Raw genomic sequence first — 26,815 nt, 5'->3', positions numbered from 1 at the left:
ATGATTCCTCCTATTAATATAATTTTTTATATAAGTAAATTTAATTGAAGACTATTTTCTTTTAACCCTGTCAATATAAACTGCGGCTATAATTACTGCACCAATAACGATTTGCTGCCAAAATGCAGATACATTTATAAGGTTAAGTCCATTTCTTAATACTCCAATTACTAAGGCACCAATGAAGGTTCCAAGTATCATTCCTTCTCCGCCGAGTAGACTGGCACCACCAATAACGGATGCTGCAACTGCATCTAATTCATAACCTGTACCAGCCGTTGGTTGTGCTGATACTACTCTAGCCGCTAAGATTAATCCTGCACAAGCTGCTAAAAAGCCACTTATTATATATATTGATATCAATGTTCTTTTTGTATTAATCCCGGATAACCTTGCCGCTTCAAAATTACTACCTATCGCATAGGTATACCTACCAAGTTTTGTCTTAGCTAAAACAAAACCAAAAATTGCTACTAATGTAAACATAATCACAGCAGGGATAGGTATACTAGCTATAGAGCCTGTTCCTATAGTTGTAAAAGCCTCAGGCAAATCGGTGACAGGGATACCTTTTGTAATAACTAATGAAACTCCTCTAACTATACTCATAGTTCCTAGTGTCACTATAAAAGGAGGTATATTTCCATAAACCACTATTAATCCATTAATTAATCCTACTAAACAACCAGAAAATAAGCCGCCAATTACAGCAATAGGTACTGCAACACCGCTTGTCATCAGTATTGCTGCAACTATACCTGCTAAGGCAATATTAGAACCTATAGATAAATCAATGCCTGTAGTTATAATTACATAAGTTTGTCCAATGGCAATTATAGCTATAATTGCAGATTGCAGCGCAACAGTCAGCAAATTGTCTACTGAAAAAAACTTATCTGACATAAATCCAAATATCAGTGATAACAATATTAAACCACTTAATACTGATAACAATTGAGATGTTTCTCTAGATATTTTAAGCCTGCTACTTACTTTTTCCATTTGCCTCCTCCTTTTCACTACTTGTATATAGCGTTGCATAATGCATTATTTCCTCTTGATTTGTATTTTCACAATTAAGTTCTGCCTTTATTTCACCTTCACACATAACTAAAACTCTGTCACATATTCCCAAAATCTCCGATAGTTCAGAAGATATCATAATTACCCCTATACCTGACTTTTTCAACTGATTTAGTATATTATATATCTCAATCTTAGCTCCTACATCTATTCCTCTAGTTGGCTCATCAAATATAAATACTTTAGGATTTCTGGTTAGCCACTTTCCTACAACAACTTTTTGCTGATTACCACCACTTAGATTTTTAACTATTTGCTCTAATGAAGGTGTTTTTATTTTTAAGTCCGATACAATCTTATTTGATATTTGCTTTTCCTTTGACCTTTCTATTATTCCCGCTGGTGAAGCAATGGAGTCTATGTTAGATAGTGTTAAGTTAAAAGCTACATTCATACTTAAAGATAGCCCCTCATGCTTTCTATCCTCTGGAATATAAGCTAAACCATTTGCTATGGCATCTGCCGGCGACTTAATATTTAGCTTTTTCCCATTTAAATATATTTCTCCAGAATCAATTTTATCCGCGCCAAAGATAGCTCTTGCTAAATCCGTTCTTCCTGCCCCCATAAGCCCTGCAAAGCCTAGAATCTCTCCCTTATATAAGTGAAAAAAAACATTTTTTACTCTTTTCCCTTTGTTAAAACCTTTTATCTCTAAAATTTTTTCTCCTCTTTTCATAACTAATTTAGGATACTTTTCATCTAGTTTTCTTCCAACCATTAAACCTATTAAAGCCTCTAAATCAGTATCTTTGAAATTTAAGGTCTGTATATACTCTCCATCTCTCAGAACTGTAACTCTGTCAACTATTTCTTCCAGCTCCTCTAATCTATGTGAAATGTAGACGATTCCAGTACCTTGATTCTTTAACTCTTTAATTATAGAAAATAAGTCTTCAATTTCTTTTTCAGTAAGTGCAGAGGAAGGCTCATCCATAATTATTACCCGAGCTTTTGTTGAAAGAGCTTTTGCAATTTCCACCATTTGCTGTTTAGATACAGGTAATTTATTAACCTTTTCATTAGGATCAATATCTACATGCAGTCTATCAAGTATCTTTTTTGCCTCTTCTTTTTGCTTTTTTTCATTAATTATTCCTCTTTTTGAAAATTCTCTTCCTATAAATATGTTTTGGGCTACTGTAAGATGAGGACATAAATTTAATTCTTGGTGAATAATACTTATGCCCATATCCTGGGCAATTCTGGTAGAGGCAACATTTACTTCCTTTCCATTTAAAAATATAGTTCCACTATCTTTCTGATAAACTCCAGATAAAATTTTCATTAAAGTAGACTTGCCTGCACCATTTTCTCCAAGCAGTGCATGAACTTCCCCTTTTCTTAGTTCAAAATTTACATTGTTAAGAGCCTTTACACCTGGAAAGGTTTTGCATATACTTTCAGCCTTCATTAGAACATCCATTAATTCACCTCATTTCACTTATATGGATAGTAAGCCTTGGTGCTTGACTTCTTCGCCAGTATACATTATTTATCTATAAAAAGCCTTAAAACTAACTAGTAATCATATTGTCAATCTTATTCTTAATATATTGCTATTACAAAATATGAAAATTTTTTTTATTATATTCTCTTTATTTTATTTAAATATTTACACATTTTTAACAAACCTTCTTATAGTAAATTTCTTTCTTAGATTAAAGAGCTGAGAGCTTTAAACACTAAAATTACAAGCTAAAAAACCATCAGTTATATAATACCGATGGTTCTCTTTATGCTATTTACTTTACTGTATTTTTTATTATATTCAACCCTTTAAGAAATCAACATAATTTCTGCCCCCTGTGTGGAAAACATTGTATTGCTTTGGTACAATATAGAAATAGAATCCTACTTTACGAAAATGAGGTGTAGATTTATATTATGAAAAAGTTAAAGCTGAACTTATTTTTAATTTTCACTGTACTTTTAATATTTTTATCTAATTTTAAAGCTCAGGCTGCACCTAATATTAAAAGAATATTCTGGAATGGGAATCCCGGATTTAAATTTCCCTTCAGGGAAGCAGGTCCCTATGATTATTGGGTAAGCAATTCTACTTGGGACGAATATAATGTTTGGATGACCTATAAGGGCAATCCTAAAAATAGATTTATAGATTATGAGCTTTTGTCCTCTCAACCATTATATAAATATGCGGCAGCAACAGATTTTAACTATAACTCTGACAAGATATACGGTAACGGCAGCGGCATATTTATGCATATAGCACCATACTCAGGTGGAGGAACCTTAGGTTGTGTTGGTATGCCTGAGGATAAGCTTTTAAATATATTGATGTGGATGGACCCATCAAAAAATCCAGTAATAATAATGGGCCCTACCTCTGAATTAAATAAGATGTAGCGTTCATAGACCGAAAGTTAACTTATACACTAAAATATGTTGGTAACCTTTTCAGATGACAGAGTACAGAGGACAATTGACAGTTAAGGTGAGTTTTCTTCCTTACGTCTGAAAACTAATTTATTTTTTCAGGCTTGTTTTGCTAAGGCAAAACATCGCTAATAAATTTAAAGATTTTTCGTAGTGTAACGTAGAAAAATCCTCCTTCATTGTCCACTGTCAATTGTCAATTATTTATCCTCTCTCATACTATAAAAATTGCCAAATTAAATTACAGCATAAGCCAACTTATGAGTCAGAAACCCTATACATCTTAAATTTTATTGTTATGCCAAGTTTCCCATCAAGGAGCTCTGCAGAAATTTCATGTCCCATCTGTTCAAGCAACTGCTTTGATATAGCAAGTCCAAGACCAGTATTATTTCCGTTTCTTGTACGATCCACTGTAAAAAATCGTTCAAATAGATGTGACGCATCTTCTACACTTAAATTTGGCGCATCATTTTTAAAGACTATAATAATAAAGTTATCCTGCTGCTTTAGAGATATAAATACACTTTTTTCTCCATACTTTATCATATTTTGTATCAGATTTGAAAATACTCGTCTTAGTGCATTTTCGTCTGCAATAATCATTGCTGCTTTTTCATCTATATCCATAGCTGGCTCTATTCCTTTATTTATGAAATCATTGTAAAAGGAGGCTGTTATGTCGCAAAGTATATTAGGTAAGCTTAGTGATTTAAACTCAAATTTATATTCTTTCGCCTCAAGTCTTGATAATTCATAAAAACTGGTTATTAAAGCTTGAAGAGACTTTGCTCTCTTTTTTACTATATCCATATATTCTTTTTTCTCATTAATTGGCAAGCTTTCATCCTCAGTAAGTTGAATATATCCCATTATTGATGTAAGTGGAGTTCTGAGATCATGTGACATATTTGCAATGGCCTGCCTAAGTTCTAAATCTATTTTTTTATATTCAACTTCTGTTTTCCTTTTGTCCTCTAAGGTTTTATTTATTTCTAAAGCTAGTCCTTCTAGGCTCTTATCTCTTAATGAGAGCAGCACTTTTGAATTGGCTTTACTACTGTTAATTTTATTTAACTGATATGTTATACTTTTAACTTCTTTACGCAATAAAACATATAGGGTGACAAATATAATTATCACGCTTATAAGAATAGTAATTATTAATACTTCTATATATATCACCCTTTCTTTCTACTTGACTTCCTTATTTCTAAAGTATAATATACTAAAAATTAAGAATACAATAGTATATACACATCCTATAATGGCTGCAGAAGTGAGATCCTGCTTTGATACTATATTTCCACCTAATTTGCTTAATTGGCTTGTAATCAAGTGATCATATACATACTTGAATTTATGCGAAACAAGGAATGCCAATAATTTTACAATTTGTGATGTCATTAAAAATACTCCAGCATATACAAAGGCACATATAGTGCTGTTACTAATAACAACATTAAGAAAAGTACCTACTGCTATAGCTGCGATCCAGAGTGGTAATGCTGCTGCTAATCTTGCAATATGATCTAAGAATATTCCATGGAATCCATTTCCAAGACCTAATAATACTGCTGCACTTCCATAAAATATAGTTAGCATAATAATAGCTGCTATAAAAGAGAGAATAACTGTAACAATAAACTTTGATAGAATCAATTTAGTTCTTGGTAATCCAAAAGTTATAACGTTTTTTAAAGTTTTATTTTTATATTCCTCCGCTATGACCATCTCAATAATACCTGCCACCAAAAATACAGGTATAAGAATCATATGATTACTAATCTGTATTATAGCACTTAAATTTATACTAGATATATGATTTACATTAAATATAATAACAATTGTTAATAACAAAGCTGATATTACTCCTGTGTAAATCCAAAAGTATGCTCTGTTAAAGTTTCTGAAAAGTTCAGCTTTTATATAATTAATCATGTTTATTCCCCCCAACCAAATTGATAAAATAGTCCTCCAATTGTGAACCCATTTGGCATATGGAGTATAACATAATTCCATTATTAACAATGGCCATTGATATAATTTCAGGTTTATCTACTTTTTCATATAATCTTATTTCGTTATCGCCAAGCACTTCATAATTGCTGCATTTAAGCTGATTTTCTATTAGAGCTGCTGCTTTTTCCGTATTGTCTACTTTTATTGATAGGTAGTTTTTGCATTTTTCCTTTAAATCTACTGCTGATATTTGTTCTATAAATTCACCCTTATGAATAAACCCATAGGTAGTTGCCAGCTGACTTAACTCACTTAATATATGGCTTGATATTATAATTGTAGTATTTCTTTCTCTGTTTAACTTTAGTAAAATATCTCTTACTTCTACTATTCCTGTAGGGTCAAGTCCGTTTATAGGTTCATCTAATATGAGTAAATCAGGACTTGCCATGATAGCTAAAGCCAATCCTAAGCGCTGTTTCATTCCAAGGGAAAAGTTTTTAAACTTTTTCTTTTCGGTATTCAAAAGCCCAACCATTTCTAGTGCATGATGAGCAGCTTCTTTTTCTACAATCCCTCTTTGAATTCCGTAATACTCAAGATTTTTCCTTGCAGATAAATATGGGAAAAAGTCTGGTGTCTCAATAATACATCCCGTTCTCATTCTAGCTTTGTTTAATCCTGCCTCTGATGTTTCGTCAAAGATTTGAATTTCTCCTTTTGTTGGCATTGTAAGTCCAGTTATCATTCTGAGTAAAGTAGTTTTTCCTGCTCCATTTTTACCAACAAGGCCATATATCTCTCCCTGCTTTATCTCCATGTTTACATTATTTACTGCAGCATAACTGCGATATTTTTTTGTTAAATTTTTAGTTTTCAGTACTGTTGCGTTCAATTAGTATCCCCCTCCTTCTTTGTATACTTACATATTAGAATAAAATATACAAGAAAGCTTAAAGAAAGGTTTAAGAAAGTATTAAGTTTTATCACTCATCTTAAACCCAATGCCCCATACTGTATGTATGTACTCTGTATCTGGGTCAACTTTAGCTATTTTTGATCGAAGGTTGCTTACATGAACATTAACTGTATTATCATCACCTAAAAACTCAGCGTTCCAAGCATGTTCAAATAAATTTGCCTTTGTAAAGACCTTGCTTGGATAAGACATTAAAATTTGAAGTATGGAAAATTCTCTCGCAGTTAGTGAAATAGACTGTCCATTAACTGCAACTTCCAGAGTTTCCGTATCTAAAGTTAAATTTTTATGTGATAAAACATTAGATTTCTCATTGATACTTGAAAATTCAATATACCGTCTTAATTGTGCTTCAACCCTCGCCAAAACCTCATAGGCATCAAAAGGTTTTGATACAAAATCATCTGCTCCTAGTTTTAAAACATCTATCTTTATGTCCTGTCCAGGCTTTGCAGATATAACTATAATTGGTACTGTATTAATTTTTCTTATATACTCTATAAGTTCCTCACCTGTTGCTCCAGGCAGCATTAAATCCAGTAAAACTAACTGGAAATCATAGTTATCAAAACACATCTTAGCTTCTGACCCTGAATAGGCACATCTGATGTTGTAACCATTTTTACTTAATATTTTATGCAGAAGGTTGTTTATATCCGAATCATCTTCTACAATTAATATATTTACGTTATCTTTCATACTTAAATCTCCCCCCAGATAGATTATAAACAAAATCTATCAAAGTTTTCCACTTTTGTAAAGTTGATATGCTTTTTTAATACAATAACTGCTCCCCCATTATACAGTATTCTCACGCTTTATGCTTACTATTGTAATATTAGATAGATTTTTTCTCCTATAAATACTAATCATGAGACCTACTGCCGCCATCTGTGTTATTACACCTCTATTTTTTAATCTTGTCATTTATAAATTTATTATATTGATTCAGTGCTGCATTTAATATTTTACTAGCTGTAACTACTTCTGAATCTATTAAGTTACCTTCTTTTAGTTCTATTAATTGTTCTAAGTTTTCCCTTAATGTATTTACGTCTTTTAATAAGTCTTCTAACTCTGACATTCAAAACACCTCCAAGCAATAGTTTTACCACAGGTGAGTTAAATTAATCATCTGTTAGCAATACAAATTTTAATTTGAATATCCTTAATATAGCTTGTATAGATACTTAACATATCTTGCCTATTTGTTTAATAAAAAAATAGCACTAGTATTTCACCAGTGCTTAAATCAATAAATTTAACTTTTAAGGGAATTATTAAGAATAACTTTTTCTAATTCTTAATAACTTAGGATAAAATTATTGTAAACTACAAATATTACGAAACCATGTCTTGTTTGTTAAGTAACTGTTTCTAATTTATTACATTTAAATAAGCACTTAGAACTATCTAAGTGCTTTATAGAGAATATCCTTCATCTGTTTATTTATACTTTCAATATCAAAGATATGTTTATTAAGCAGATTTTTATGTTATACTATTTTATATAATTTACTATATTTTCTTTTCTTGCAGGTGCTTTGGTCAAATTAAACTTTTTATATCCAAGAGCTACTGAGTGTATTTGTTTGAAGCCCTCTGGTATTCCAAGTTCTTTAACAAACTCCTTGCCTTCTTCACTATTTAACAGATAAGCAATAAATCCAACCCAACAAGATCCAATTTCTAATGATTCTGCTGCTATAAGCATATTTTCTACTGCTGCTGCACAGTCAACTGAAGCATAGTTATTACTTTCATCACCGGAAACTAATATTACTGTTGGTGCATTATAAAACACATGAAATTTTTCATTTTCACCATATTTTTTAACATACTCGTTATCTGATTTTCTTGCGATTTCTTTAAATCCGTCACTTAATCTATCAATGAGATCCTTATTTTGTACTACAGTAAAGTGCCATGGCTGTTTATTTGTAGCACTTGGTGCATAAATGCCTGCATCTATTATAGCCTTTAATTCTTCATCTTTAATCTGTTCTGGTAGATAACTTCTTGTACTTCTTCTATTTCTTATGCTTTTTAAAGTTTCATTCATGTTGAAATCCTCCTATATATTGCCTTTTTATTATGCATTTTAGTTACAATTATACTATTATACCTATCAAATGCAAGTACGCACTTTTAAAATATATAGTTACATAAATAATACTAATACATAAATAATAGCTTCCTATTTTCAATCCCTCACAGGGGATTTTTTATTTTTACTAAAAAAAGACCTAAGTGCAAATTAAAAATAATTTGATACTTAGATCTTCAATTTTATAAGAACTTTATATGTTTAAATCTTAAACTTTGAAATCTCACCATCTAATTTATCAGAAATCTCCATTAGCTCTTTTGTAATATTACTTACTTCTATCATTACAGCAAGCTGTTCTTCTGTTGAGGCAGATATTTCTTCTGTAGAAGCTGAAGTTTGCTCTGCTCCAGCTGCAATCCCCTCAATTACATCTAGAATTTCATTTTTTCTATTACCTACAGCTTTATTCATTTCTTCTATTTGATAAATACTATTTAATAGTCCATTAATTGAGTTATTAATTTCATTAAAGGATTTTTCTGTAATTCTTACTGACTCTGTTTGTTTATCAACAATCATTTTTGATTTGTTCATTTCCTCAACAGCATTTTGGGTTTGATTCTGTACTTTAACAATTAATTCTCTAATACTGCTAGTAGAGTCAGTTGATTGCTCTGCAAGTTTTCTTATTTCTTCTGCTACAACTGCAAAACCTCTTCCTGCTTCACCGGCTCTTGCCGCTTCTATTGATGCATTTAGTGCTAAAAGATTAGTTTGACTTGCTATACTATTTATGGTTTCTATAATTGTATTTATTTCTTTTGAACTACTGTCTATCTCATCAATAGCTTTCTTTACGTTAGCTGATGATTCATTGCTTTCCTGAGTTATATTTATAAGGTTTTTAACTACAGTAGTACCATATCCATTTACACTTTGAGTATTATTACATAAGTCGACTACCTTTTCAACTGAAGCAGTAACTATTTCCACAGCTTCAGATAACTTTGCTGCTTTTTCTGCTCCTATTGATGAATTTTCTGCTTGCTCAGTAGTAACATGTGCTATTTGTTCTATAGTCTTAGAAATCTCCTCTGCTGATCTTACTGTTTTCTTATTTGTATTTTCTAGGCTTTGTGATTTTTCTTTAACCTTTTTAGTTATATTTTGAGCACTATAAATCAAGCTGCTCAAATCTTCTATCATTTTATTAAATTCTTTTGCTAAAACTCCTATTTCATCATTTGATTTTATATTTGTTCTTATAGATAAATCCCCTTGCCCCATTCTTTCAATATCTTTTAAAAGTATTTTTATATCTTTAGTTATCCTTCCAGTAATAAATCCTCCAACCACTATTAATACCAATAGAATAGCTGCACCATAAATTATAGTATTAATAAGCATTGCATTAGAATTAGCCTTGCTCTCTTTGTACTCAATTACACCCATTATTTTCCAATTTGTTTTACTTAAAGTATTATAAATTGCATAATTTTTAATATTATTATAAGTGTAAATTAATGTACCTTTCTTATTTTTTGATACCTCATCCTTTATTTCTTTAATAGGGATTTCCTTACCTATGAAATCCTTTGCTGGGTGAGCTATAACCATATTATTAGAATCCAGTATAGTGAAATATCCAGTATCTCCAAGCTTTACACTAGAAAGAAAGTTTGAAATAGTATCTAATAGTATATCTAAAGCATATACTCCTACTACTTCATTATTGACAATTACTGGTTTTGCCACAGTAATTGCCATCTTTCCAGTAAAGGCATCTAAATATGGATCTGTCCATACAAGTGATTTTGCTTCTGCTGCTTTCTTATACCATCCTCTTGAAGTAGGATCATAGTCATCAGGCAACTTTGTAGTTGAGTTAATAAAGGTCTTCTTATCCTTGGTTCCAAAATAAGCAGCTGATATATCAGAATTTGATTTTGTTATAGAAGTAAAATATTTTATCATATTTTGTCCTTCTTCAGGGGTAGGATTATAATTTAAAATTCCACAATTGTCTATTAAATTTATAGTTCCTTCCATGTTAGTCATGAACTTATTTAATGTAAAGTCTACAGTTTGAATGACTTTATAGCTTTGATCTTGCAAGGACTTGTCCATAATCAAATTAGTCTTTCTGTAATTAACAAGGTCTAGTATAAATACTGCTGTTACTATAAGTACTGTAATAAAAATTAAAATTTTCTTTTGAATCGATAATTTCATTTCTTCCTCCGCCTCCTCATATTTATAAAAATGTATTATGCAACAATTAAGTCTCTCTCTATATAAATCTTACAGAAAACAATGTGAAGTTTTGAATATTCGGATTAATTATACATCTTGACTATATTATAAGTTATATTTATAGATTATTCCAGATAAATATATCCTTCATTAATTATTTTTCAAAAAAGTTTTTAAGATATTTTTATATTTTGAGATTATATATAGATTTTCAATGTAAAAACTTAGCCTATATACTCTTGTATTAGTCTATCTATAGTATTATAATAATTGGTAAAAATGTTATTTATCTAATGTTTGCTAACTATAACACCTTGCCTTCTATAAAAATGATGTAGTAAAAATCAATTCAACACCAAATAGAGATTTCTAAGGATGTGAAAACATGGGGAAAATAAAAGAGATAGATGGACTGGTTTGCTTGAGCGATTTAGATAACACTATTTCTATAGAGCTTAGATATGCTAGTGAAAACAATTTTACTGGTAAAAAAATATATCCTATAGATATATGTGTACTTAGAAGGCAAACCGCAGAAAAGCTAATTAGGGTAAATGACGAAATAAAAAAGGATGGTTATAGGATAAAGGTATGGGATGCCTATAGACCTGTTTATGTACAGCAGATATTTTGGGACATACTGCCGGACAGTAGATTTGTAGCTAATCCTGCAAAGGCCGGTTCCAAACATAGTTATGGAGCTGCAGTGGATGTAACATTAATCACAAATGAAGGAAAAGAAGTTATAATGCCTTCCTCCTTTGATGATTTCTCTTTAAAGGCAAGAAGAGATAACCCTAATATGGAGAAAGAAGCAAGAAAGAATTTGAACTATTTAACAGAAAGTATGTGCAAATTTGGTTTCGACTATATAGATTCTGAATGGTGGCATTATATAGATACAGAATGGAAAAAATACGACATTTTAGATGTACAGTTAGATAAATTTATATAAGAGGTGTGATTGTAATGCTAAATAGTCAATTAAACAATCTTTTAAAAGAAGTTAACTCTAAATATAGTTTAATAATAAAAAACTATAAGACTGGTGAAATTTATAATGTAAACTCTGATGCAAAGGTATCCTCCGCTTCTATAATAAAATTATTTATACTTGAAATGGCCTTTCACTTGGCAGCAAAGAACAAGTTAGACTTAGAGGAAAAAATCATCATAAGTGACGAGGAAAAGGTTCCTTTCAGCATAGTATCTGTACTCCAATCTATACAATCTTATAGCATTAAAGATTTGCTAACCTTAATGACAATTCAAAGCGATAACACAGCTACAAATGTACTCATAGATAATCTGGGAATAGAAAATATAAACAACTTCATAAAAGAGCAAGGATATAAGAACACGGCGCTTGAAAGAAAAATGATGGATTTTGAATCTGCTAAAAAAGGAAAAGAAAATTACACTTGTGCAGAGGATGTTGCTTTGCTTTTCGATAAGCTTTATCATGGAGAGCTTGTAAATAAGGAGTATGACAATATTATGCTTCAAATATTAAAACTTCAATTGGACAATGCTATGATGAGAATGTATTTGCCAGATGAACTTGAAATAGCTCATAAAACAGGTGATATAAGCTGTGTAAAGCATGATACTGGTATTGTATATAATGATAAAATTGGGGATTATATTTTTGTCATGCTTACATATGAAGCTGAAAGTGACAGCTATGCTCGTGGACTTGTAGCTAAGGTTTCCAAGGCTGTTTATGAATATTTTTTAATGAAAAGTGATATTGATAACTTTTTTAATAAATAGTGGTTATAAGGGGGATTAAAAAATATGAAAATAAAAGATATACAGATTGGGCACATATCTGTTCCATTAGTTAGACCTTTTAAAACTGCACTTAGAACTGTACATAGTGTAGAGGATGTAATAGTTAAAATAATTACTGATACCGGTAATATAGGCTATGGTGAGGCACCTCCAACAGGAATTATAACTGGCGATACTAAAGGTGCTATAATAGCAGCTATTGAAGATCATATAAAAAAATCAATTATTGGTATGGATATTGAAAATTTTGAAGAGATAATGATTAAACTTGATAAGTGTGTAGTAAAAAATACTAGTGCTAAAGCTGCAGTGGACATAGCACTATATGATTTATATGGACAATTATACAAAGCTCCTTTATATAAACTTTTAGGTGGTTATAGAAAAGAAATTATAACAGACATAACCATAAGTGTTAACGATCCTGAACAAATGGCTTTAGATAGTATAGACGCCATAAAGCATGGTTATAAAACCTTGAAAATAAAAGTTGGTGTAGATTCTGATATGGACATCAAAAGAATGAAAGCCATAAGAAAAGCTGTAGGCTATGACGTAAATCTTAGAATAGATGCTAATCAAGGCTGGAAACCAAAAGAAGCAGTTTATACTCTAAGAAAAATGGAAGATGCAGGACTCAATATAGAACTTGTAGAACAGCCCGTAGAATCTCACGATATTGATGGATTAAAATTTGTAACAGACAACGTATCTATTCCCGTTATGGCAGATGAAAGTGTGTTTTCACCAGCAGATGCTGTAAAGATAATGCAGCTGAGAGCTGCGGATCTCATTAATATCAAGCTTATGAAAACTGGCGGACTGCATAATGCTCTAAAGATATGCTCTATGGCAGAAGTATATGGGATGGAGTGTATGATAGGCTGTATGCTTGAAGCAAAAGTTAGTGTTACCGCAGCAGTTCATTTAGCAGCAGCTAAGAGCATTATAACTAAAATAGATTTAGATGGACCTGTATTATGCAGTGAAGACCCTGTAGATGGTGGAGCAATTTTCGAGGATTACAAGATAAGACTAATTGATGAACCAGGACTTGGTATAAAAGGTATAAAGGGACTCAAATAGAAGTTGTTTAGGAGAAAAATAATCAATAGCTTAATCAGTCAACATAAAATACACGCTGAAACTTATACGTCAGCGTGTATTTTTAATTGATTTCGCTGCTTTAAAACTTTAAGGTAAACTTATTTCACATCTTAATATTGTCTTTATTTTTGAATATAAGCAGTATCAAATAAAGTCATTCCTAACGGTGATTTGTGAACACCCTTTACATAATCCTTAGAGCATCCAACACTTACATAAAAATAAATTGGTATTACAGGCATATCATTCATAAGTATATCCTCTGCTTCATGAAGCAGCTGCATTCTCTTTGCAGTATCTTTTTCTAATTTAGCAGCACCTACTTTTTTATCATATTCAGGATTGCTATAACCAGTATTATTGTTTCCTCCATTTGTTACCCATATATCAAGGAAAGTCATAGGATCGCTATAATCAGCAATCCAACTGCCTCTTGCAGTTAAATACTCCTTATTTTTTCTTGTATTCATAAATACTTTCTTTTCTTGGTTTATTAAATCAACAGTTATTCCTAGATTTTTTCTCCACATATCTTGAAGAGTTTCAGCTATATTCTTATTATCTTCTGCAGTGTTATATAAGTAGCTTAATTTCGGGAAGCCTTTTCCATCAGGATAACCAGCTTCAGCTAAGAGTTTTTTTGCTTCCACCACATCTGCTTCAGGCTTGTAGTAGTCTTTGTTTCTAAAGTCTTTACCGGATTTATCTTCACTAATTCCAGTGCTTACAAAAGCAGTTGCGGGCTTTTGTCCACCCTTTGTTACATTCTGTACTATTTGCGTTCTATCGATAGCTAGCGCTAGAGCCTTTCTTACTTTTGGATTACTTAAAGCCTTAGCAGCATCAGCACTTACTTCTTTTGCTTTAGGAGATACATTTAGTGAAATATAACAAGTTCCAAGGTATGGATAAGCCTTAGCAACCCCCTCCTTCAAAAGCTTTGGAGTTTCTTGAAGCGGTGGTGCCTCCATAAAATCTATTTGTCCGGCTCTAAAGGCTGAAAGAGCACTTGAAGCTTGTTCAAGTAATTTAAACTGTAAGGAATCTAATTTTATAGACTTTGCATTCCAGTAGTTATCATTCTTAACAAAGTTAATCGAGTCCTTTAACTTCCATTCCTGCATTTTAAAAGGTCCATTGCATACAAAAGTATCTGCTTTATTTGACCATGCTTTTGGATCTTTTTCAACGATATCTTTTCTTACCGGTGAATAGGTTGGAAAAGCTGTAAGTGATAGAAAATAGCTAGTTGGATATTCGAGCGTAACCTCTAATTTACTATCATCTATAACCTTTATTCCTAAATCTTCTGCCTTGACTTTGCCTTTATTGAAAGCCTCGCCATTTTTTATATAGAAAAGTTGATATGCATATTCAGAGGCAATATTAGGGTCTAAGGCCCTTTGCCAAGCATATTTAAAATCTTCTGCTTTAACAGATTTTCCATCAGACCATTTGGCATCCTTCCTTAAATTAAAAGTATATTTTAATCCATCTGATGAAACTTCCCACTTTTCTGCAACTCCAGGTACGATATTTTCCTTTTCATCTAATCTTAGTAATCCTTCAAAAGAGTTTGCAGCCACTGTTATCCCCTCAGTAGTATTGGTTAATCCTGGATCTAAAGTTTTTGGTTCTGCACCAAGATTATATCGTATGATTTGATCTTTTTTTGAATTAGCATTATCTTTCCCCGCACAACCTGCTAAAGCCGTCATAGTTATAATAACAGAAATAAGAATAGTCCCAATCTTAACAAATTTAATTTTCACCAATTTCCCCCCTTTTTATAAAAGAACAAAATCCAAAATTTTTTTGATAAATTAGCCTATAAAGGTATTTTATTCTTATTAAATTGTAACTAAAAAATAAATTTTTTTCAATATATAAAAATAGATTTTTCAGAAATATGAAATATTTATATTCCAATATGTCATTTATTTCAAATATCACCAATCGAAAGGTTCCAATTGACAGTGAGTGCTCTGAAAAGCAGAAGGAAATAAAAATGCATAGAAAAAAGCATATGTAGCTTCTCTTTACATATGCTTCCCTTATTTTAATCTCTAAGTTCATTTAAGTCAGGTTGTTCATCAAAAATCAACTTTTCTCCGTTATTAATCGATATAAATGGTATCCCAACTTTTCCACTCTTCTTAACTTCTTCGAATTCTGGTCTGTTATCTCTGTACTTAAGGTACATTTTCAAATTAAACATACTTTCAGTAATATCAACAAATGCAAACTTAATATTATTCTCAGAAAGAAACTCTTTCACAGGCTGACAATCTGGTCAATACTTACTTCCAAAAACAACTATTTTCTTCATTTTTATTCCTCCATTATTGTTAATTAAGAAATTTGTATACCTTATAGATATTTAACTATTACATTTAGTTATACATCTTTATTTCATTATAATTTACATTTATAGATTATTCCAGGTGAATATTTTTTCTAAATTCTTTTGGCGTCATTCCAATTTGCTTTTTGAAAAAATCATAAAAAGTCGAAAGGCTTTCAAAACCAGAATTTAATGCAATATCAATAATATTGATGCTTGTATTAGACAATAAATCTAAGGATTTCTCTATTCTAAGCCGATTTAAATATTTTACTGGAGTCAGTCCATATTTTTTACGAAATAATTGTATCAAGTAATTTTGACTAATTCCTAATTTCTTTACCTCCAACTCTAACTCCTCACGATTAGCATAATATTTATCAAAAATATTCTTTGATTTTTTAATCAAATCTTTCGTAGGATTAAAACTTATTAAATCTGGTCTGCATCTTTTACAAGGACGTAGGCCATAGGCATAGGCATCTTCTATATTATCGAAGAACATAACATTGCTTCTTTTCGGTTCTTTAGATTTACAGGATGGTTTACAAACAATTCCTGTGGTTTTTACACCATAGAAAAAAACGCCATCATAATTGGTGTTACACTGTACTACTGCATTCCATTTTTCTTCTTCTGCTAATGCCATACAGCCCCTCCTTTACTGTTTTAAAAATTTGTTCTCTTATTCTATTTTCCATCTTTTATAATTTTGTGTTATGATTTTTCAAAAGATAGCTTCCAAAGATAAATAGAAGCCACGGAGCCATAAGGGGAATATCGATTTCTGTATTCATTAAATTGCTCTTTAGTAAGTTCAGAAAGACCATATAACTTCATCATACCTCGCCTAATTGCGATATCACCCCAGCTTACAACATCAGGCCGTTCCATTGAATTAAGCAGAAGCATTTCCGCTGTCCATACACCAATTCCATGTAATGAGGACAACTTTTTGATAACTTCTTCATCTGATAAATTATAAAGTTCATTCAAATTCAAATCGCCTTGTACTACCATATCCGCAATGCTTTTGATATATCCTGCTTTTCGAACAGTTATTCCACATTGTTGTATTTCATGTGTAGAAATCTTTGATATATTTTGTGCTGTAATTTCACCAAAGCGCTCTTGTACCCTACTCCAAATAGTATGAACAGCTTTTACAGATATTTGCTGTCCTATGATTGCATAAACCAGTGCCGAAAATAGATCAGGTATAATTATACGTTCCACTTTACCGAGACTCTCTATAGCTTCTCCCAATATTTCATCTACTTGCTTTAAATAGATAATTTCTGTTGTACCATACTGAAAAAATTTAGTTTTAACTGTTTGCATTTTGTTTCTCCATTTCTAAAAGCTTTTCTTTTATATCCAAACCACCAGCATAACCAACCAAATTACCATTAGCACCAATTACACGATGGCAGGGAATAAATATTAGGATTGGATTTCTATTATTCGCCATACCTACCGCACGAGAAGCTTTTATATTACCAATACTTTTGGCTATATCCTTATAGCTGCAAGTTTCACCATAAGGGATTTCTTTTAATGCTTTCCACACCTTTTGCATAAATTCTGTACCTTCTGGCGCAAGTGGTAAATCAAATGTTTTCCTTTTCCCATCGAGGTATTCCTCAAGCTCCTGCTTGGCTTTTTTCAACAAAGGTGTTTCGATCATATTTATATCTTCAGAAATAATTTCTCCAAAGTAAAGATGAGTAATCGCTGTTCCATTCTCAACAATTCCTATTTTGCCAATTTTCATCTCATAGTAAAATGCATTACTCATATTTTTCCTCCTATGTTCTTATATATATATTGTATTTTACTATATTCCTTTACTTCTGTCTTTCGAAATATCACTTTGTAATTATATAGGTATATTATTTGTTCTAGAAACAGCTTTAGGCTGAAGATCTGAGTATTTAGTTGTTACTTATGGAATGAAGAAATATAAATCAGAGCCTTATCGCTAATATATTAGCAGATAAGACTCTAATTTCATTATCTTATTTTACATGTTTAGTCCTCTGTTATAGTTCCTAATACAATTTTAAATTTTCTTCTTGACTATCAATCCACATTTTCATTAGTTCGTTTAATTCATCAACTTTTTCTTTCTCTGTAGTGCCTTCCTTGGGCTTAAGCTTTTCCACAACTTCAAAAGTAAAGGAATCTTCCCCATAAGTGTTCCAATCCTCTTGCATTTTTTTTGGCTTACAGCTTCCCGTGCCTAATCTAAACTTTATTCCCTCAAATGGCTTATATAAATTCTTACATATACCTACAAAAGAATATCCTGTTACCTTATTATGTATTTTAATTATTCCCATTTCTATTTCCTGTTGTTTATACTTGTTAATTAACTCTTTTCTCTCTAAATTATCCATAATATTGCCCTCACAATTCTTGTAATACTTACTCCCATTAGTATTTCTCTTTAGATACCCATAGTCTACTAGATAGCGTCGTATTGTTGCATCATCCTCATAAATAGTCTTAATAATTTTTTTCACTTCTATTTCTGTATATTCTCTGTTTGGCTCAAACAGAGCTGCAAACCTTGGTAATAAAGCTTTTCTTTTTCCTTCTCTAGCAGGAAAAACTCGAAGCTTAGTAGGCTGTACTGTTGTTGGTTTTTCTTCCTCTGCTAACTCCATGATTGCTAAAAAAGCTCTTGCCTGTCTTGCCCGTTCTCTTAATGCAAATCTCATATTTCTTACTGTTGATTCTGCACAAGTAAGCTTACTAGCAATCTCCTTGTCAGTGTATTTGTTCGACATCATTGTCAAAAATTCTTTTTGAATTTCAGTCAATCCAGTATACTTCTTGTCTAATAAAAGAAGTCTTTCAATTGGACTACCATGTTTTATAATGTGAGCACTTGCATCAGTATCGTTGTCATCAATATTTTGACCACATATCAGACAAATAAATTGTGCGTTCTTGCAATTCCAAACATACCCTCTTTTAAAATCTTCTATACTTGCATTACGAATTAACTCTTCCATTTATCCCTCCGGTCTATTAATTTCATAGACATAATAACATTATCATTTATTGTTGTCAATTGTACTATTAAATATAACTGAATAAACTTTTTTCAATAAGATTTTTATAAATCTTTATAATGAAGCAGCTATTATTTTTATTTATACTATCTTAAAAATATCAAGTAAATTTTAATTATATAAAATTAATAATTATATAACAATTGATATTGAATTATTTTCCCATACTGCTATACTTATACATAGAGATTAATAGGGTCAAAAGTTAAACTATAGAATATCTACATATGGTATTTAACATAATTTGTGCGGAGGTATTAAAAATGTTTAAATGGAAAAAAGAATATGAAACCGGGATAACAATTATAGATGAGCAACATAAGGAACTATTTAAAATAGGAAATGAATCCTATGATCTTTTAAGGAACGACTTAATACTGGACAAGTATGATAAAGTGGTTGCAATTTTAAATAAATTGCTGGATTATTGCGAATATCACTTTTCTACGGAAGAAGAATATCTGCTGAATATAGGTTACAAAAAATTTCTTAGCCACAAAGTGCAGCATGATGATTTTATTAAAAAAATAAAAAAGGCTGACATAGAAAGAATAGACCACAATCAAGATGGTTATTTAATGGAAGTGTTGGAGTTTTTCATGGAATGGATATCTGGACATATACTAGCTACTGATATGGATTATGTTAAATATCAGAGAAGCTTGGCTTAGTTTATACGAAAAATAACTCTAAAGTTAATTTATACCATAAACTGATTTAGTAATTTTTATAAAAAGATAAGCATAAATAGTTGAAAATTGACAGTGGACAATGGACAGTTATGGATGATTTTCTTACGTTATACTTCAGAAAATCTATAATTTATACTATAAGTAGATGTCTCTCTTTAGCGAAACAAGTCTTAAGAATAAATTAGTTTTCTGACGTAAGGAAGAAAACTTACCTTCACTGTCAACTGCCAATTGTCAACTCTCAACTAAAAATATTACTAATAAATTTTAGTGTATAAGTTAACCTTGGATTTATAAACCCTATATATTTTACTCTTGACTTTCCCATTCTTTCCATACATCTGGACAATATCCAACAGTGGCTTGTTTTCCATTGCGAACTATTGGAGTTTTATACAGTTTAGGATTATTTAAAAGCAGCTCTTCCTTTACACTGCTAGTTCTTATATGTTCAATATTTAACCTTTTATATTCTTTTGCTTTGGTATTAATTAGATTATTTAACCCTATTGCTGCCTTTACACTTTCTAATTCACCTTTGCTCAATCCTTTTTGATTTAAATCTACAAGCTGATACTTAGTTTTTCTCTCTTTGAAATATCGTTCAGCTTTCTGAGTGTCAAAACATTTTTTTACACCAAATATTTGAATGTTCATCTGTCTAATTCTCCTTAAAGTAACATTAGTTTTTCATCATAATTCTAGCATAGATTTTATATTTTTAATATAAGCTATTCAATAGCATCTCTCATCATAGCCCAGTGTATTATATTAGTATTTGGAATTTTCCCTTCCTCTACTACTTTAAATCCATATCTTTTATATATAGACACATTATTTTCACTTTGAGTTTCTAAGAAACATGGGACTTTTTCTTTATCTATTCTTTCTAACATATTGTTTAAAAGAGTTCTAGCAAATCCTTTTCCTTGAAAAGTGGGATCAACAGCAATTGGTGATAAGTGCCAATGCGGAAAGTCTGCATGCTTTTTATGAATCTGTGAAGCATATTCTTCTAGATTGGAAAGCCTCCCCATAACATCTTTACCTGCTTTTAAAAATAAAGATACTCCTCCGCATTTTAGTACTCTCCACGAAGATATATTAATATTTTTATAGGGAATCCAAATTGCCAATCCTTCCATTCTAGGAGAGGTTGCATATGTTTCTCCATATAACATCACATATCGAATTCTAAATTTAAAAAAATAAGGTAAAATTTTATGTCTCTTTTCTTCCTCCGGTATAAGATATTTATAGAGAGAATCATTTTTAAATGCTCTAGCAAGAACCTCAACTGCCTGATTAATATCATAATCTTGTGATAATCTGAGAATCTCATTTTGCTTCATTACCATTTTTATATCACCACCAAGATAAAAATTTGGATATTATTAATTATAACACTTTCCTTAATAAAATTATAAGCACAATAAAGGTCAGCCTCTGCTGACCTTTGCCATATATTAAGCTAATTTGAACTCAATTATAGTTTACAATTTTTAATGAAACATTTATCTCTGATGCCTCAGAAACCTCTTTACATATAGCGTATATTGCAATTTTTTCATTCCATTTTCCTATAAAAACGCATGCTTCTATAGATATTTGTACTCTTAATTTTGTGCAAAACTGTATTTTACATTTTGATATCCTTCCTTCTAGTGTATTCTTTATGATTTCTCTTATCTCATCTATGCTTTTGGATAAACATAGATAAGATAGACTCATACCGTAAATCTCCTCAGAAGTATACCCCAATCTTAACAATGCAGACTTATTTGCATTTAAAATAGTACCCTCTTCGTCTACAACCAAAACATACTCATCTAATGCATTAAATAATAAATTAAATTCTTTGCTATTATCCACATTCTCCTCTTTAGGATTAATTTCCTTATAAAACATAGAAACACCTCTTATATATCTTTAATATTCTTAAATTAATGCATTTTGTAAGTTCTACTTGATGGACTTAAATAATATTAGGAATTTAATACAATATATTCTATACGAACACTATATTTCCTTTAAAATACATGAGTTTTTTTAATTATTTTAAAATTTTTCTCGAATTTAGTACTCATGATACCTTAAAAGCTATATAGTAATTCTAATTAAATCAGTAATCAACTTTTTGTTATACTTATATCAACTTACTTCTTTCATTGGTGTAATATATTGATAATTGGTGAAGGGCTCTTGTACAAGCCACGTATAAAAGCCTTTTATCAAATTCACTTTTATAGTTTTCAGCTGAAACATCATATACAATTACCACGTCAAATTCTAACCCTTTTGCGAGATAAGCTGGCATAACTAATGGGCATTCTTTAAGTTCACTATTTTTATCACTTAATACTTTCACATCAATAAAGCTTTTTAATCTTTGTTGAATCTCACTTGCTTCTTTTTCAGTTTTACATATAATAGCAATAGACTCATATCCTTTACTATAATATTTATTAATTTCTAAAGCTATTGCTTCATCCAGTATATCTTTATTCTCTTTATATATGACCATAGGTTCATCTTCATGTCTTTCAAAAGACACAAGTTGATGCTTATCATTTAAAAGTTTTTGAGTAAAGGAATTTATCTCAAAAGAAGATCTATAACTCTTATTCATAAAAACTTTTACTGATTTTTTCTTATCAAATATTTCCTCAATAGTATCATATATATTCTTATTTCCTTCCTTTTCAAGGCTTTGATTAAAATCACCTAATACAGTATATCTTGAATTTTTAAATAAAAGCTTAAATATTTGATATTGTATAGGATAATAATCCTGAGCCTCATCTATGACTACCTGTTTGATTTCTGGGAACTCATCACTACCTTCCAGCTTTAATTTAATATACAAAAGTGGTAAACAATCTTCGTATTCAATGTATTCTTGCTGAAAGTTTATTTGAGTTTTTTCTATTATTTCAATCATATTTTCTGGAAGCTGAAGCCCTTCAGAAAGCTTTAATAAAAGCCCCTTTTTATGAAACAGCAACTTATATAATTTCATATAATCTACTTCTGTAAAACTCCGTAGATTTTCCATAAATACTTTAGCCTCTTTAATAGCCATCAGCCGAGCAAAAGACTTTATTTCAAGCACATGATTATTACACTTTTCAACAACCTTTTCCATTTTATTCAGCCTTTTCTTTCGTAATGGATGAATCTTATTTAATATCATATTTTCAATTCTCTTTAATCTTTTAGTTATTACCATATTTATTCTATTATTTAAGAAAAAATTCTTTATCTGCTGCCTTGTTTCAATCATTTCTCCATCATAATATATGTCTTTAAAGTCAATTAAGTTTTTTTCAAAATACTCAATTAATCTATCTATAATTTTCACAAAAACTTCTGATCCCTTAAACTTAATACTTTCAGCTTTTACATAATAATCTACCTGTTGCTGCAGCAAAATTAAGTTTTCCAGCTGATTTTGTCTACTCTCTACTAAAAATCTTTTTCCTAAAGACTTTATAATAATATCATCAAAAGTTATTTGTTCTACATTTTCTTCTCCAAGCTCCGGAAGAACATTAGATATATATTTACTAAAAATAAGATTTGGTGAAATAATAATAGCATTATTAGCACTTATTTTAGAGTTTAATCCTTCATAAAGTAAAAATGCAATTCTATGCAGTGCTATAGATGTTTTTCCACTTCCCGCTACTCCATGCACTATTAAGAGCTCATTTTCAGTATCTCTGATAATAATGTCTTGTTCTTTTTGAATGGTTTCTACTATACTTTTCATCTTGTCAGAGGAATTACGACTTAATACTTCTTGTAATATTTCATCGTTTATAACGATACTGCTGTCAAAAAAATATTTTAAATCTGAGTTTTGAATTTTATATTGTCTTTTTAGTAGTACCTCTCCAGAAATTAATCCAACAGGTGATTTATAAGTGCCTTTTCCAAGTTCGCAGCGATAAAATATACTTGAGATAGGAGCTCGCCAATCATATACATAAATTTCATTTGTATCTGATTCCATAAGATTATATAACCCAATATAAATCTTTTCTAAATCATCATATCCCTCTTCTATAAAATCAAATCTTCCAAAGTAAGGTGATTTCAACATTTTATTAAGTTTTTCTATACGCTTTTGTGTAGAAGTGTAATCTCTAGTTTCTCTGTTAACCTCTGAAAGATAATGATTCATCTCCGGTATCCTATCAAAGTCTTCTGAAAAGTGAACACTTTCTTCCCACATTTCTTTTCTAGAGGCTATAACACTGCCTAGCTTATTATTTAACTCTGATTTTTCCTTCTGAAGCTCATTTTTAATTACATTTAGTGTTTTCTCAAGATACATTAATTCATCTTGCTGGTTTTGATTAAAATCATCCATTTTATCACGCTCCCATATTTTTTCAAAAAAACTCTTGACACATATATTATCTTTATGCTATCATAATTGTGTAATTTAAAATTAATATGATATAATAGTGATAATTGTGTCTAATTTTTAATTATACATCAAAAACCTTTTATTGTAAATATCATATGTAATGTTTTTAAAATAGCATCACATGCTATTATACAAGTTCTCAAAGGCGTACACGTAGAAGACCTTCAAACAAATTTGAAGGCCTTTTTTAATATAATATTCTCCTCTATACATACTTTAAATAAGTTTTTATCATGTCAATTATAGCTCTGACATTTCCATTAAATAAAAGTGAAAACTCCACTGCAAATAGATATCCACATTCTGTGCAGAGTCCTTCTACCTCTACACATCTCCCGCAATTATATATTTTACCTTCTTCAGATACTATACATTGATAACAGGGTCTATCCCATGAATTTTTTAGATAAACATCAAGGGCACTATACAAATTAAATATAGGCATCTTTTTCTTAATAAGTTCTTTGATTTTACTTACTACCTCTAACTTTTCTTCTCTGATTAAAGTGAGATGCTCTGTTCCTTTATATGGAGTGTGAAAATTGAAGGATATAGAATTTATATTAGGATTTTTATCTGCAAATTCAACAACTTCCTGCACTTCTTTAAAATTCAATTTATTTACTGCCATATAAATACATATATTAGAGTTTGATGCATCATCAATGTTTTTCATGATAGTGTCATAAGTATCTCCTCTTATCAAATTATGAGTATCTTTCATACCATCAAGACTTAAAAATATTACATCTGCTTCGGGAATATCTAAAGTAACAGTGCCATTAGTTACAACGTTCACTATATAAAAGCCTATTTTTCTTGCCTCTTTAATCAAATCCCTTATATTTTTTCCTTTATCCTGCCAAAGTAAGGTTTCTCCACCACAGAAAAATAAAATTCTTATACCCGTACTATAAAATCTTTTCATTTCTTTTATAATGCTTTCATAGGAGTGCATTTTCTTGTTTATATTATTTACTGCGCAATGCTTGCAGCTTAAATTACAGTAATCTGTTAATATTATAGTTCCTAGTATTGGCTTCTTTTCTTTAAATACTATACTTTTGATACCGAAATGAGCTAAATATAAGAAATCTTTTTTCTTCATCTCATATCTCCTTATAAATTAAGTTCTTTTATCCAAGGCTGCTGCATAGAACTCTGCCATAGCTTGTCTAGATAATGTATGGAATACTGTTTTTCTACATAGTGATACGCGAATCTGCCAAGGTCCGTTAAAATCACTTTGTTACCTTCTGATCTTATCATTTTCAAAATTTTTAAAGCTGTAAAAAGCAATCTAAATTCATTTTTCATATCCCTATTAAATAATTCATAGAATCTATTTTCACCAATGACTCCATCGTAGCATCTCCAAAATAGCCAAAATATCATCTTCTCCCTTTCTGTCATTATATTTACAATATTTATAGGCAAACTATCTTTATTAAGTGAGTTAATATATTCATTCACATTAAAAGTATTGAGGTAAAAGTAGTTGCTAAAAAGGGAACTAGCTCCTGCCCCTATTCCAATAAAGCTTTCTCTAGTAACAGATGTATATCTGTTATCCATGTCTTTCCCATAAGTCCATATGGAACTTCTTTTATAATTATGCTGAATAGATATTTCGTCAATAATTTGAAGAATTCTTTTTTCTTCTAGTTCACTAAATCTGCTTAATCCCTTTTCTCTTATTATCCTATCCATACTGGTCATTGGAAAAACAATAAGAGGATATATGGAAATTTGGTCTATATCATATGAGTAAGCAGTTTTTAAATCATATACTATGTCATCAATAGTTTGTCCAGGTATATTAGTCATAATATCAATATCTAAGCACTTAAAATTAAAGCTTTTAATTAAAGTTATAGCTTCCTGTACATCTTCACTACTATAACATCTTCCTAGAAACTTAAGCTTATCATCATTAAATGTTTGTACACCTAAACTAATCATATTAATTTCCATTTCTTTTAGGTTTTGAAGAAGATTTTTATTTACTTGTGAAGGATATATTTCTATTCCTATATCCCCTGTAAAATTAAAATTATTTTTTATAAAATCAATAACTTCCTTAAGCTCTAAGCTTAAAAGAGCTGGACTTCCGCCACCTATGTATATGGATGTAATCTTTTTATCTACTAAACTATTCTTATAAATGGTTAGCTCCTTAAGCAGCGCCTTAGAATATTCCTTTGCTTTATTTTTTTCATATATTTCTTTATTGTAAGGACAATATGGACATATACTTTTACAAAAGGGAACATGTATATATATTCCGCATTCATTATCAATACTGGTAAAATCAATTATTCCCTCCTTATATCCTACAAATTTGAATTTGTCCCTCTTTCCTAATATCACTCTACGAAAAAAATCTGTAATCATAACTCTCACCCCACTACACTTATAGTGTAATTTTACACTATAAGTGTAGTGTTGTAAATACTATAAATATCCAACTTTATTATTCAACACATCCAAGTTGATAAATCAAACATCCAAGTTAGATATCTATAATTCTAAGAACTAGAGGATTTTTATTACCTTAAATACTATTTGTAACTATTTTGTAACCTTTACCTCATTCCACAAATAACCATAAAATGATATAATTTATACAAATGTAA

At 30.4% G+C, this 26,815-nt stretch carries 26 protein-coding genes; 5 read left to right on the top strand and 21 right to left on the bottom strand.

Annotated elements, in window-relative coordinates; translation table 11 throughout:
- Positions 1-51 precede the first annotated feature (51 nt).
- Together I6U51_RS20900 and I6U51_RS20895 are read right to left on the bottom strand one after the other, a co-directional pair.
- On the bottom strand, positions 52-1,002 hold the full coding sequence (locus I6U51_RS20900; protein WP_211144496.1) for an ABC transporter permease: 951 nt from the start codon (positions 1,000-1,002) through the stop codon (positions 52-54).
- Positions 986-2,509, bottom strand: coding sequence for a sugar ABC transporter ATP-binding protein (locus I6U51_RS20895; RefSeq protein ID WP_211144495.1), 1,524 nt, complete (start codon positions 2,507-2,509; stop codon positions 986-988). Before I6U51_RS20895 ends, I6U51_RS20900 begins: the two co-directional genes overlap by 17 nt.
- Before the next feature lie 461 nt (positions 2,510-2,970).
- Here I6U51_RS20895 and I6U51_RS20890 point away from each other — a divergent pair, with 461 nt between their 5' ends.
- On the top strand, positions 2,971-3,453 hold the full coding sequence (locus I6U51_RS20890) for a L,D-transpeptidase family protein (protein WP_211144494.1): 483 nt from the start codon (positions 2,971-2,973) through the stop codon (positions 3,451-3,453).
- Positions 3,454-3,741: 288 nt separating this feature from the next.
- Here I6U51_RS20890 and I6U51_RS20885 read toward each other — a convergent pair whose 3' ends face one another.
- The 7 genes from I6U51_RS20885 to I6U51_RS20855 form a co-directional block, all read right to left on the bottom strand.
- Complete coding sequence (locus I6U51_RS20885; RefSeq protein WP_246517561.1) at positions 3,742-4,593, bottom strand: sensor histidine kinase; 852 nt, start codon at positions 4,591-4,593, stop codon at positions 3,742-3,744.
- Between the two features lie 84 nt (positions 4,594-4,677).
- Entirely contained in the window at positions 4,678-5,424 is a 747-nt protein-coding gene (locus I6U51_RS20880) for an ABC-2 family transporter permease (RefSeq protein ID WP_211144492.1), read from the bottom strand.
- Positions 5,417-6,340, bottom strand: a complete 924-nt coding sequence (locus tag I6U51_RS20875; RefSeq protein ID WP_211144491.1) for an ATP-binding cassette domain-containing protein — start codon at positions 6,338-6,340, stop codon at positions 5,417-5,419. Before I6U51_RS20875 ends, I6U51_RS20880 begins: the two co-directional genes overlap by 8 nt.
- 81 nt (positions 6,341-6,421) lie before the next feature.
- Entirely contained in the window at positions 6,422-7,123 is a 702-nt protein-coding gene (locus tag I6U51_RS20870; protein WP_211144490.1) for a response regulator transcription factor, read from the bottom strand.
- Positions 7,124-7,331: 208 nt separating this feature from the next.
- Positions 7,332-7,508 (bottom strand): aspartyl-phosphate phosphatase Spo0E family protein, encoded by a 177-nt coding sequence (locus tag I6U51_RS20865; RefSeq protein ID WP_178907419.1) that lies wholly within the window; start codon positions 7,506-7,508, stop codon positions 7,332-7,334.
- 417 nt (positions 7,509-7,925) lie between these two features.
- Positions 7,926-8,486: a nitroreductase family protein gene (locus I6U51_RS20860; protein WP_211144489.1), complete on the bottom strand. Its 561-nt coding sequence runs from the start codon at positions 8,484-8,486 to the stop codon at positions 7,926-7,928.
- Positions 8,487-8,732: 246 nt separating this feature from the next.
- The gene (locus tag I6U51_RS20855) at positions 8,733-10,706 is read right to left on the bottom strand and encodes a methyl-accepting chemotaxis protein (RefSeq protein ID WP_211144488.1); all 1,974 of its coding nucleotides are present in this window, start codon (positions 10,704-10,706) and stop codon (positions 8,733-8,735) included.
- 406 nt (positions 10,707-11,112) lie between these two features.
- Between I6U51_RS20855 and I6U51_RS20850 the strand changes: the two genes are divergently transcribed.
- Genes I6U51_RS20850 through I6U51_RS20840 form a run of 3 tightly spaced genes read left to right on the top strand, consistent with a single transcriptional unit; the run spans position 11,113 to position 13,607 of the window.
- Positions 11,113-11,682 (top strand): M15 family metallopeptidase, encoded by a 570-nt coding sequence (locus I6U51_RS20850; RefSeq protein WP_211144487.1) that lies wholly within the window; start codon positions 11,113-11,115, stop codon positions 11,680-11,682.
- Positions 11,683-11,696: 14 nt separating this feature from the next.
- Positions 11,697-12,500, top strand: coding sequence for a serine hydrolase (locus tag I6U51_RS20845; protein WP_211144486.1), 804 nt, complete (start codon positions 11,697-11,699; stop codon positions 12,498-12,500).
- A gap of 24 nt (positions 12,501-12,524) precedes the next feature.
- Positions 12,525-13,607 (top strand): dipeptide epimerase, encoded by a 1,083-nt coding sequence (locus I6U51_RS20840; RefSeq protein ID WP_211144485.1) that lies wholly within the window; start codon positions 12,525-12,527, stop codon positions 13,605-13,607.
- Positions 13,608-13,750: 143 nt separating this feature from the next.
- Here the strand turns inward: I6U51_RS20840 and I6U51_RS20835 are convergent, their stop codons facing one another.
- The 6 genes from I6U51_RS20835 to I6U51_RS20810 form a co-directional block, all read right to left on the bottom strand.
- Positions 13,751-15,403 carry a peptide ABC transporter substrate-binding protein gene (locus tag I6U51_RS20835; RefSeq protein ID WP_246517559.1) on the bottom strand — a complete coding sequence of 551 codons (1,653 nt, stop codon included), beginning with the start codon at positions 15,401-15,403 and terminating at the stop codon, positions 13,751-13,753.
- A 284-nt stretch (positions 15,404-15,687) separates the two neighbouring features.
- A complete protein-coding gene (locus tag I6U51_RS20830; protein ID WP_178906693.1) occupies positions 15,688-15,906 on the bottom strand; it encodes a hypothetical protein in 219 nt (72 codons plus the stop codon).
- A gap of 157 nt (positions 15,907-16,063) precedes the next feature.
- The gene (locus I6U51_RS20825; RefSeq protein WP_211144484.1) at positions 16,064-16,621 is read right to left on the bottom strand and encodes a bifunctional transcriptional activator/DNA repair enzyme AdaA; all 558 of its coding nucleotides are present in this window, start codon (positions 16,619-16,621) and stop codon (positions 16,064-16,066) included.
- Positions 16,622-16,689: 68 nt separating this feature from the next.
- Positions 16,690-17,313, bottom strand: coding sequence for a DNA-3-methyladenine glycosylase family protein (locus tag I6U51_RS20820; protein WP_211144483.1), 624 nt, complete (start codon positions 17,311-17,313; stop codon positions 16,690-16,692).
- Entirely contained in the window at positions 17,300-17,770 is a 471-nt protein-coding gene (locus I6U51_RS20815; protein WP_211144482.1) for a methylated-DNA--[protein]-cysteine S-methyltransferase, read from the bottom strand. The genes I6U51_RS20820 and I6U51_RS20815 overlap by 14 nt, the downstream gene beginning before the upstream one ends.
- A gap of 253 nt (positions 17,771-18,023) precedes the next feature.
- Positions 18,024-18,992, bottom strand: coding sequence for a DUF2087 domain-containing protein (locus tag I6U51_RS20810; RefSeq protein ID WP_211144481.1), 969 nt, complete (start codon positions 18,990-18,992; stop codon positions 18,024-18,026).
- 323 nt (positions 18,993-19,315) lie between these two features.
- On the opposite strand from I6U51_RS20810, the gene I6U51_RS20805 reads away from it, so the two are divergent.
- Positions 19,316-19,723, top strand: coding sequence for a bacteriohemerythrin (locus tag I6U51_RS20805; protein WP_211144480.1), 408 nt, complete (start codon positions 19,316-19,318; stop codon positions 19,721-19,723).
- Between the two features lie 330 nt (positions 19,724-20,053).
- Here I6U51_RS20805 and I6U51_RS20800 read toward each other — a convergent pair whose 3' ends face one another.
- From I6U51_RS20800 to I6U51_RS20775, 6 genes are all read right to left on the bottom strand, one after another.
- Positions 20,054-20,401, bottom strand: a complete 348-nt coding sequence (locus I6U51_RS20800; RefSeq protein ID WP_211144479.1) for an arsenate reductase family protein — start codon at positions 20,399-20,401, stop codon at positions 20,054-20,056.
- Positions 20,402-20,475: 74 nt separating this feature from the next.
- Positions 20,476-21,096: a GNAT family N-acetyltransferase gene (locus tag I6U51_RS20795; protein ID WP_211144478.1), complete on the bottom strand. Its 621-nt coding sequence runs from the start codon at positions 21,094-21,096 to the stop codon at positions 20,476-20,478.
- 130 nt (positions 21,097-21,226) lie between these two features.
- Entirely contained in the window at positions 21,227-21,652 is a 426-nt protein-coding gene (locus tag I6U51_RS20790; protein ID WP_211144477.1) for a PAS domain-containing protein, read from the bottom strand.
- 238 nt (positions 21,653-21,890) lie between these two features.
- The gene (locus tag I6U51_RS20785; protein ID WP_211144476.1) at positions 21,891-24,119 is read right to left on the bottom strand and encodes a HelD family protein; all 2,229 of its coding nucleotides are present in this window, start codon (positions 24,117-24,119) and stop codon (positions 21,891-21,893) included.
- Positions 24,120-24,384: 265 nt separating this feature from the next.
- The gene (locus tag I6U51_RS20780) at positions 24,385-25,287 is read right to left on the bottom strand and encodes a radical SAM protein (protein ID WP_211144475.1); all 903 of its coding nucleotides are present in this window, start codon (positions 25,285-25,287) and stop codon (positions 24,385-24,387) included.
- Positions 25,288-25,298: 11 nt separating this feature from the next.
- Entirely contained in the window at positions 25,299-26,573 is a 1,275-nt protein-coding gene (locus I6U51_RS20775; protein WP_211144474.1) for a coproporphyrinogen-III oxidase family protein, read from the bottom strand.
- Positions 26,574-26,815: the final 242 nt, after the last annotated feature.

The organism is Clostridium aciditolerans (assembly GCF_016316925.1).
In the GTDB taxonomy this organism is placed as follows: Bacteria; Bacillota; Clostridia; order Clostridiales; family Clostridiaceae; genus Clostridium_AM; species Clostridium_AM aciditolerans.
Note: the sequence above shows the minus strand (reverse complement) of the source record. Positions and strands in the feature narration are given on the sequence as shown.

What these genes read in the sequence shown, in the direction of transcription:
- I6U51_RS20860 (WP_211144489.1), bottom strand. Translation starts at nt 8,486, where the DNA reads ATGAATGAAACTTTAAAAAGCATAAGAAATAGAAGAAGTACAAGAAGT.
- I6U51_RS20890 (WP_211144494.1), top strand. Translation starts at nt 2,971, where the DNA reads ATGAAAAAGTTAAAGCTGAACTTATTTTTAATTTTCACTGTACTTTTA.
- I6U51_RS20880 (WP_211144492.1), bottom strand. Translation starts at nt 5,424, where the DNA reads ATGATTAATTATATAAAAGCTGAACTTTTCAGAAACTTTAACAGAGCA.
- I6U51_RS20785 (WP_211144476.1), bottom strand. Translation starts at nt 24,119, where the DNA reads ATGGATGATTTTAATCAAAACCAGCAAGATGAATTAATGTATCTTGAG.
- I6U51_RS20845 (WP_211144486.1), top strand. Translation starts at nt 11,697, where the DNA reads ATGCTAAATAGTCAATTAAACAATCTTTTAAAAGAAGTTAACTCTAAA.
- I6U51_RS20840 (WP_211144485.1), top strand. Translation starts at nt 12,525, where the DNA reads ATGAAAATAAAAGATATACAGATTGGGCACATATCTGTTCCATTAGTT.
- I6U51_RS20900 (WP_211144496.1), bottom strand. Translation starts at nt 1,002, where the DNA reads ATGGAAAAAGTAAGTAGCAGGCTTAAAATATCTAGAGAAACATCTCAA.
- I6U51_RS20870 (WP_211144490.1), bottom strand. Translation starts at nt 7,123, where the DNA reads ATGAAAGATAACGTAAATATATTAATTGTAGAAGATGATTCGGATATA.
- I6U51_RS20805 (WP_211144480.1), top strand. Translation starts at nt 19,316, where the DNA reads ATGTTTAAATGGAAAAAAGAATATGAAACCGGGATAACAATTATAGAT.
- I6U51_RS20810 (WP_211144481.1), bottom strand. Translation starts at nt 18,992, where the DNA reads ATGGAAGAGTTAATTCGTAATGCAAGTATAGAAGATTTTAAAAGAGGG.
- I6U51_RS20800 (WP_211144479.1), bottom strand. Translation starts at nt 20,401, where the DNA reads ATGAACATTCAAATATTTGGTGTAAAAAAATGTTTTGACACTCAGAAA.
- I6U51_RS20825 (WP_211144484.1), bottom strand. Translation starts at nt 16,621, where the DNA reads ATGGCATTAGCAGAAGAAGAAAAATGGAATGCAGTAGTACAGTGTAAC.
- I6U51_RS20795 (WP_211144478.1), bottom strand. Translation starts at nt 21,096, where the DNA reads ATGAAGCAAAATGAGATTCTCAGATTATCACAAGATTATGATATTAAT.
- I6U51_RS20865 (WP_178907419.1), bottom strand. Translation starts at nt 7,508, where the DNA reads ATGTCAGAGTTAGAAGACTTATTAAAAGACGTAAATACATTAAGGGAA.
- I6U51_RS20775 (WP_211144474.1), bottom strand. Translation starts at nt 26,573, where the DNA reads ATGATTACAGATTTTTTTCGTAGAGTGATATTAGGAAAGAGGGACAAA.
- I6U51_RS20850 (WP_211144487.1), top strand. Translation starts at nt 11,113, where the DNA reads ATGGGGAAAATAAAAGAGATAGATGGACTGGTTTGCTTGAGCGATTTA.
- I6U51_RS20780 (WP_211144475.1), bottom strand. Translation starts at nt 25,287, where the DNA reads ATGAAGAAAAAAGATTTCTTATATTTAGCTCATTTCGGTATCAAAAGT.
- I6U51_RS20820 (WP_211144483.1), bottom strand. Translation starts at nt 17,313, where the DNA reads ATGCAAACAGTTAAAACTAAATTTTTTCAGTATGGTACAACAGAAATT.
- I6U51_RS20895 (WP_211144495.1), bottom strand. Translation starts at nt 2,509, where the DNA reads ATGGATGTTCTAATGAAGGCTGAAAGTATATGCAAAACCTTTCCAGGT.
- I6U51_RS20815 (WP_211144482.1), bottom strand. Translation starts at nt 17,770, where the DNA reads ATGAGTAATGCATTTTACTATGAGATGAAAATTGGCAAAATAGGAATT.
- I6U51_RS20790 (WP_211144477.1), bottom strand. Translation starts at nt 21,652, where the DNA reads ATGTTTTATAAGGAAATTAATCCTAAAGAGGAGAATGTGGATAATAGC.
- I6U51_RS20855 (WP_211144488.1), bottom strand. Translation starts at nt 10,706, where the DNA reads ATGAAATTATCGATTCAAAAGAAAATTTTAATTTTTATTACAGTACTT.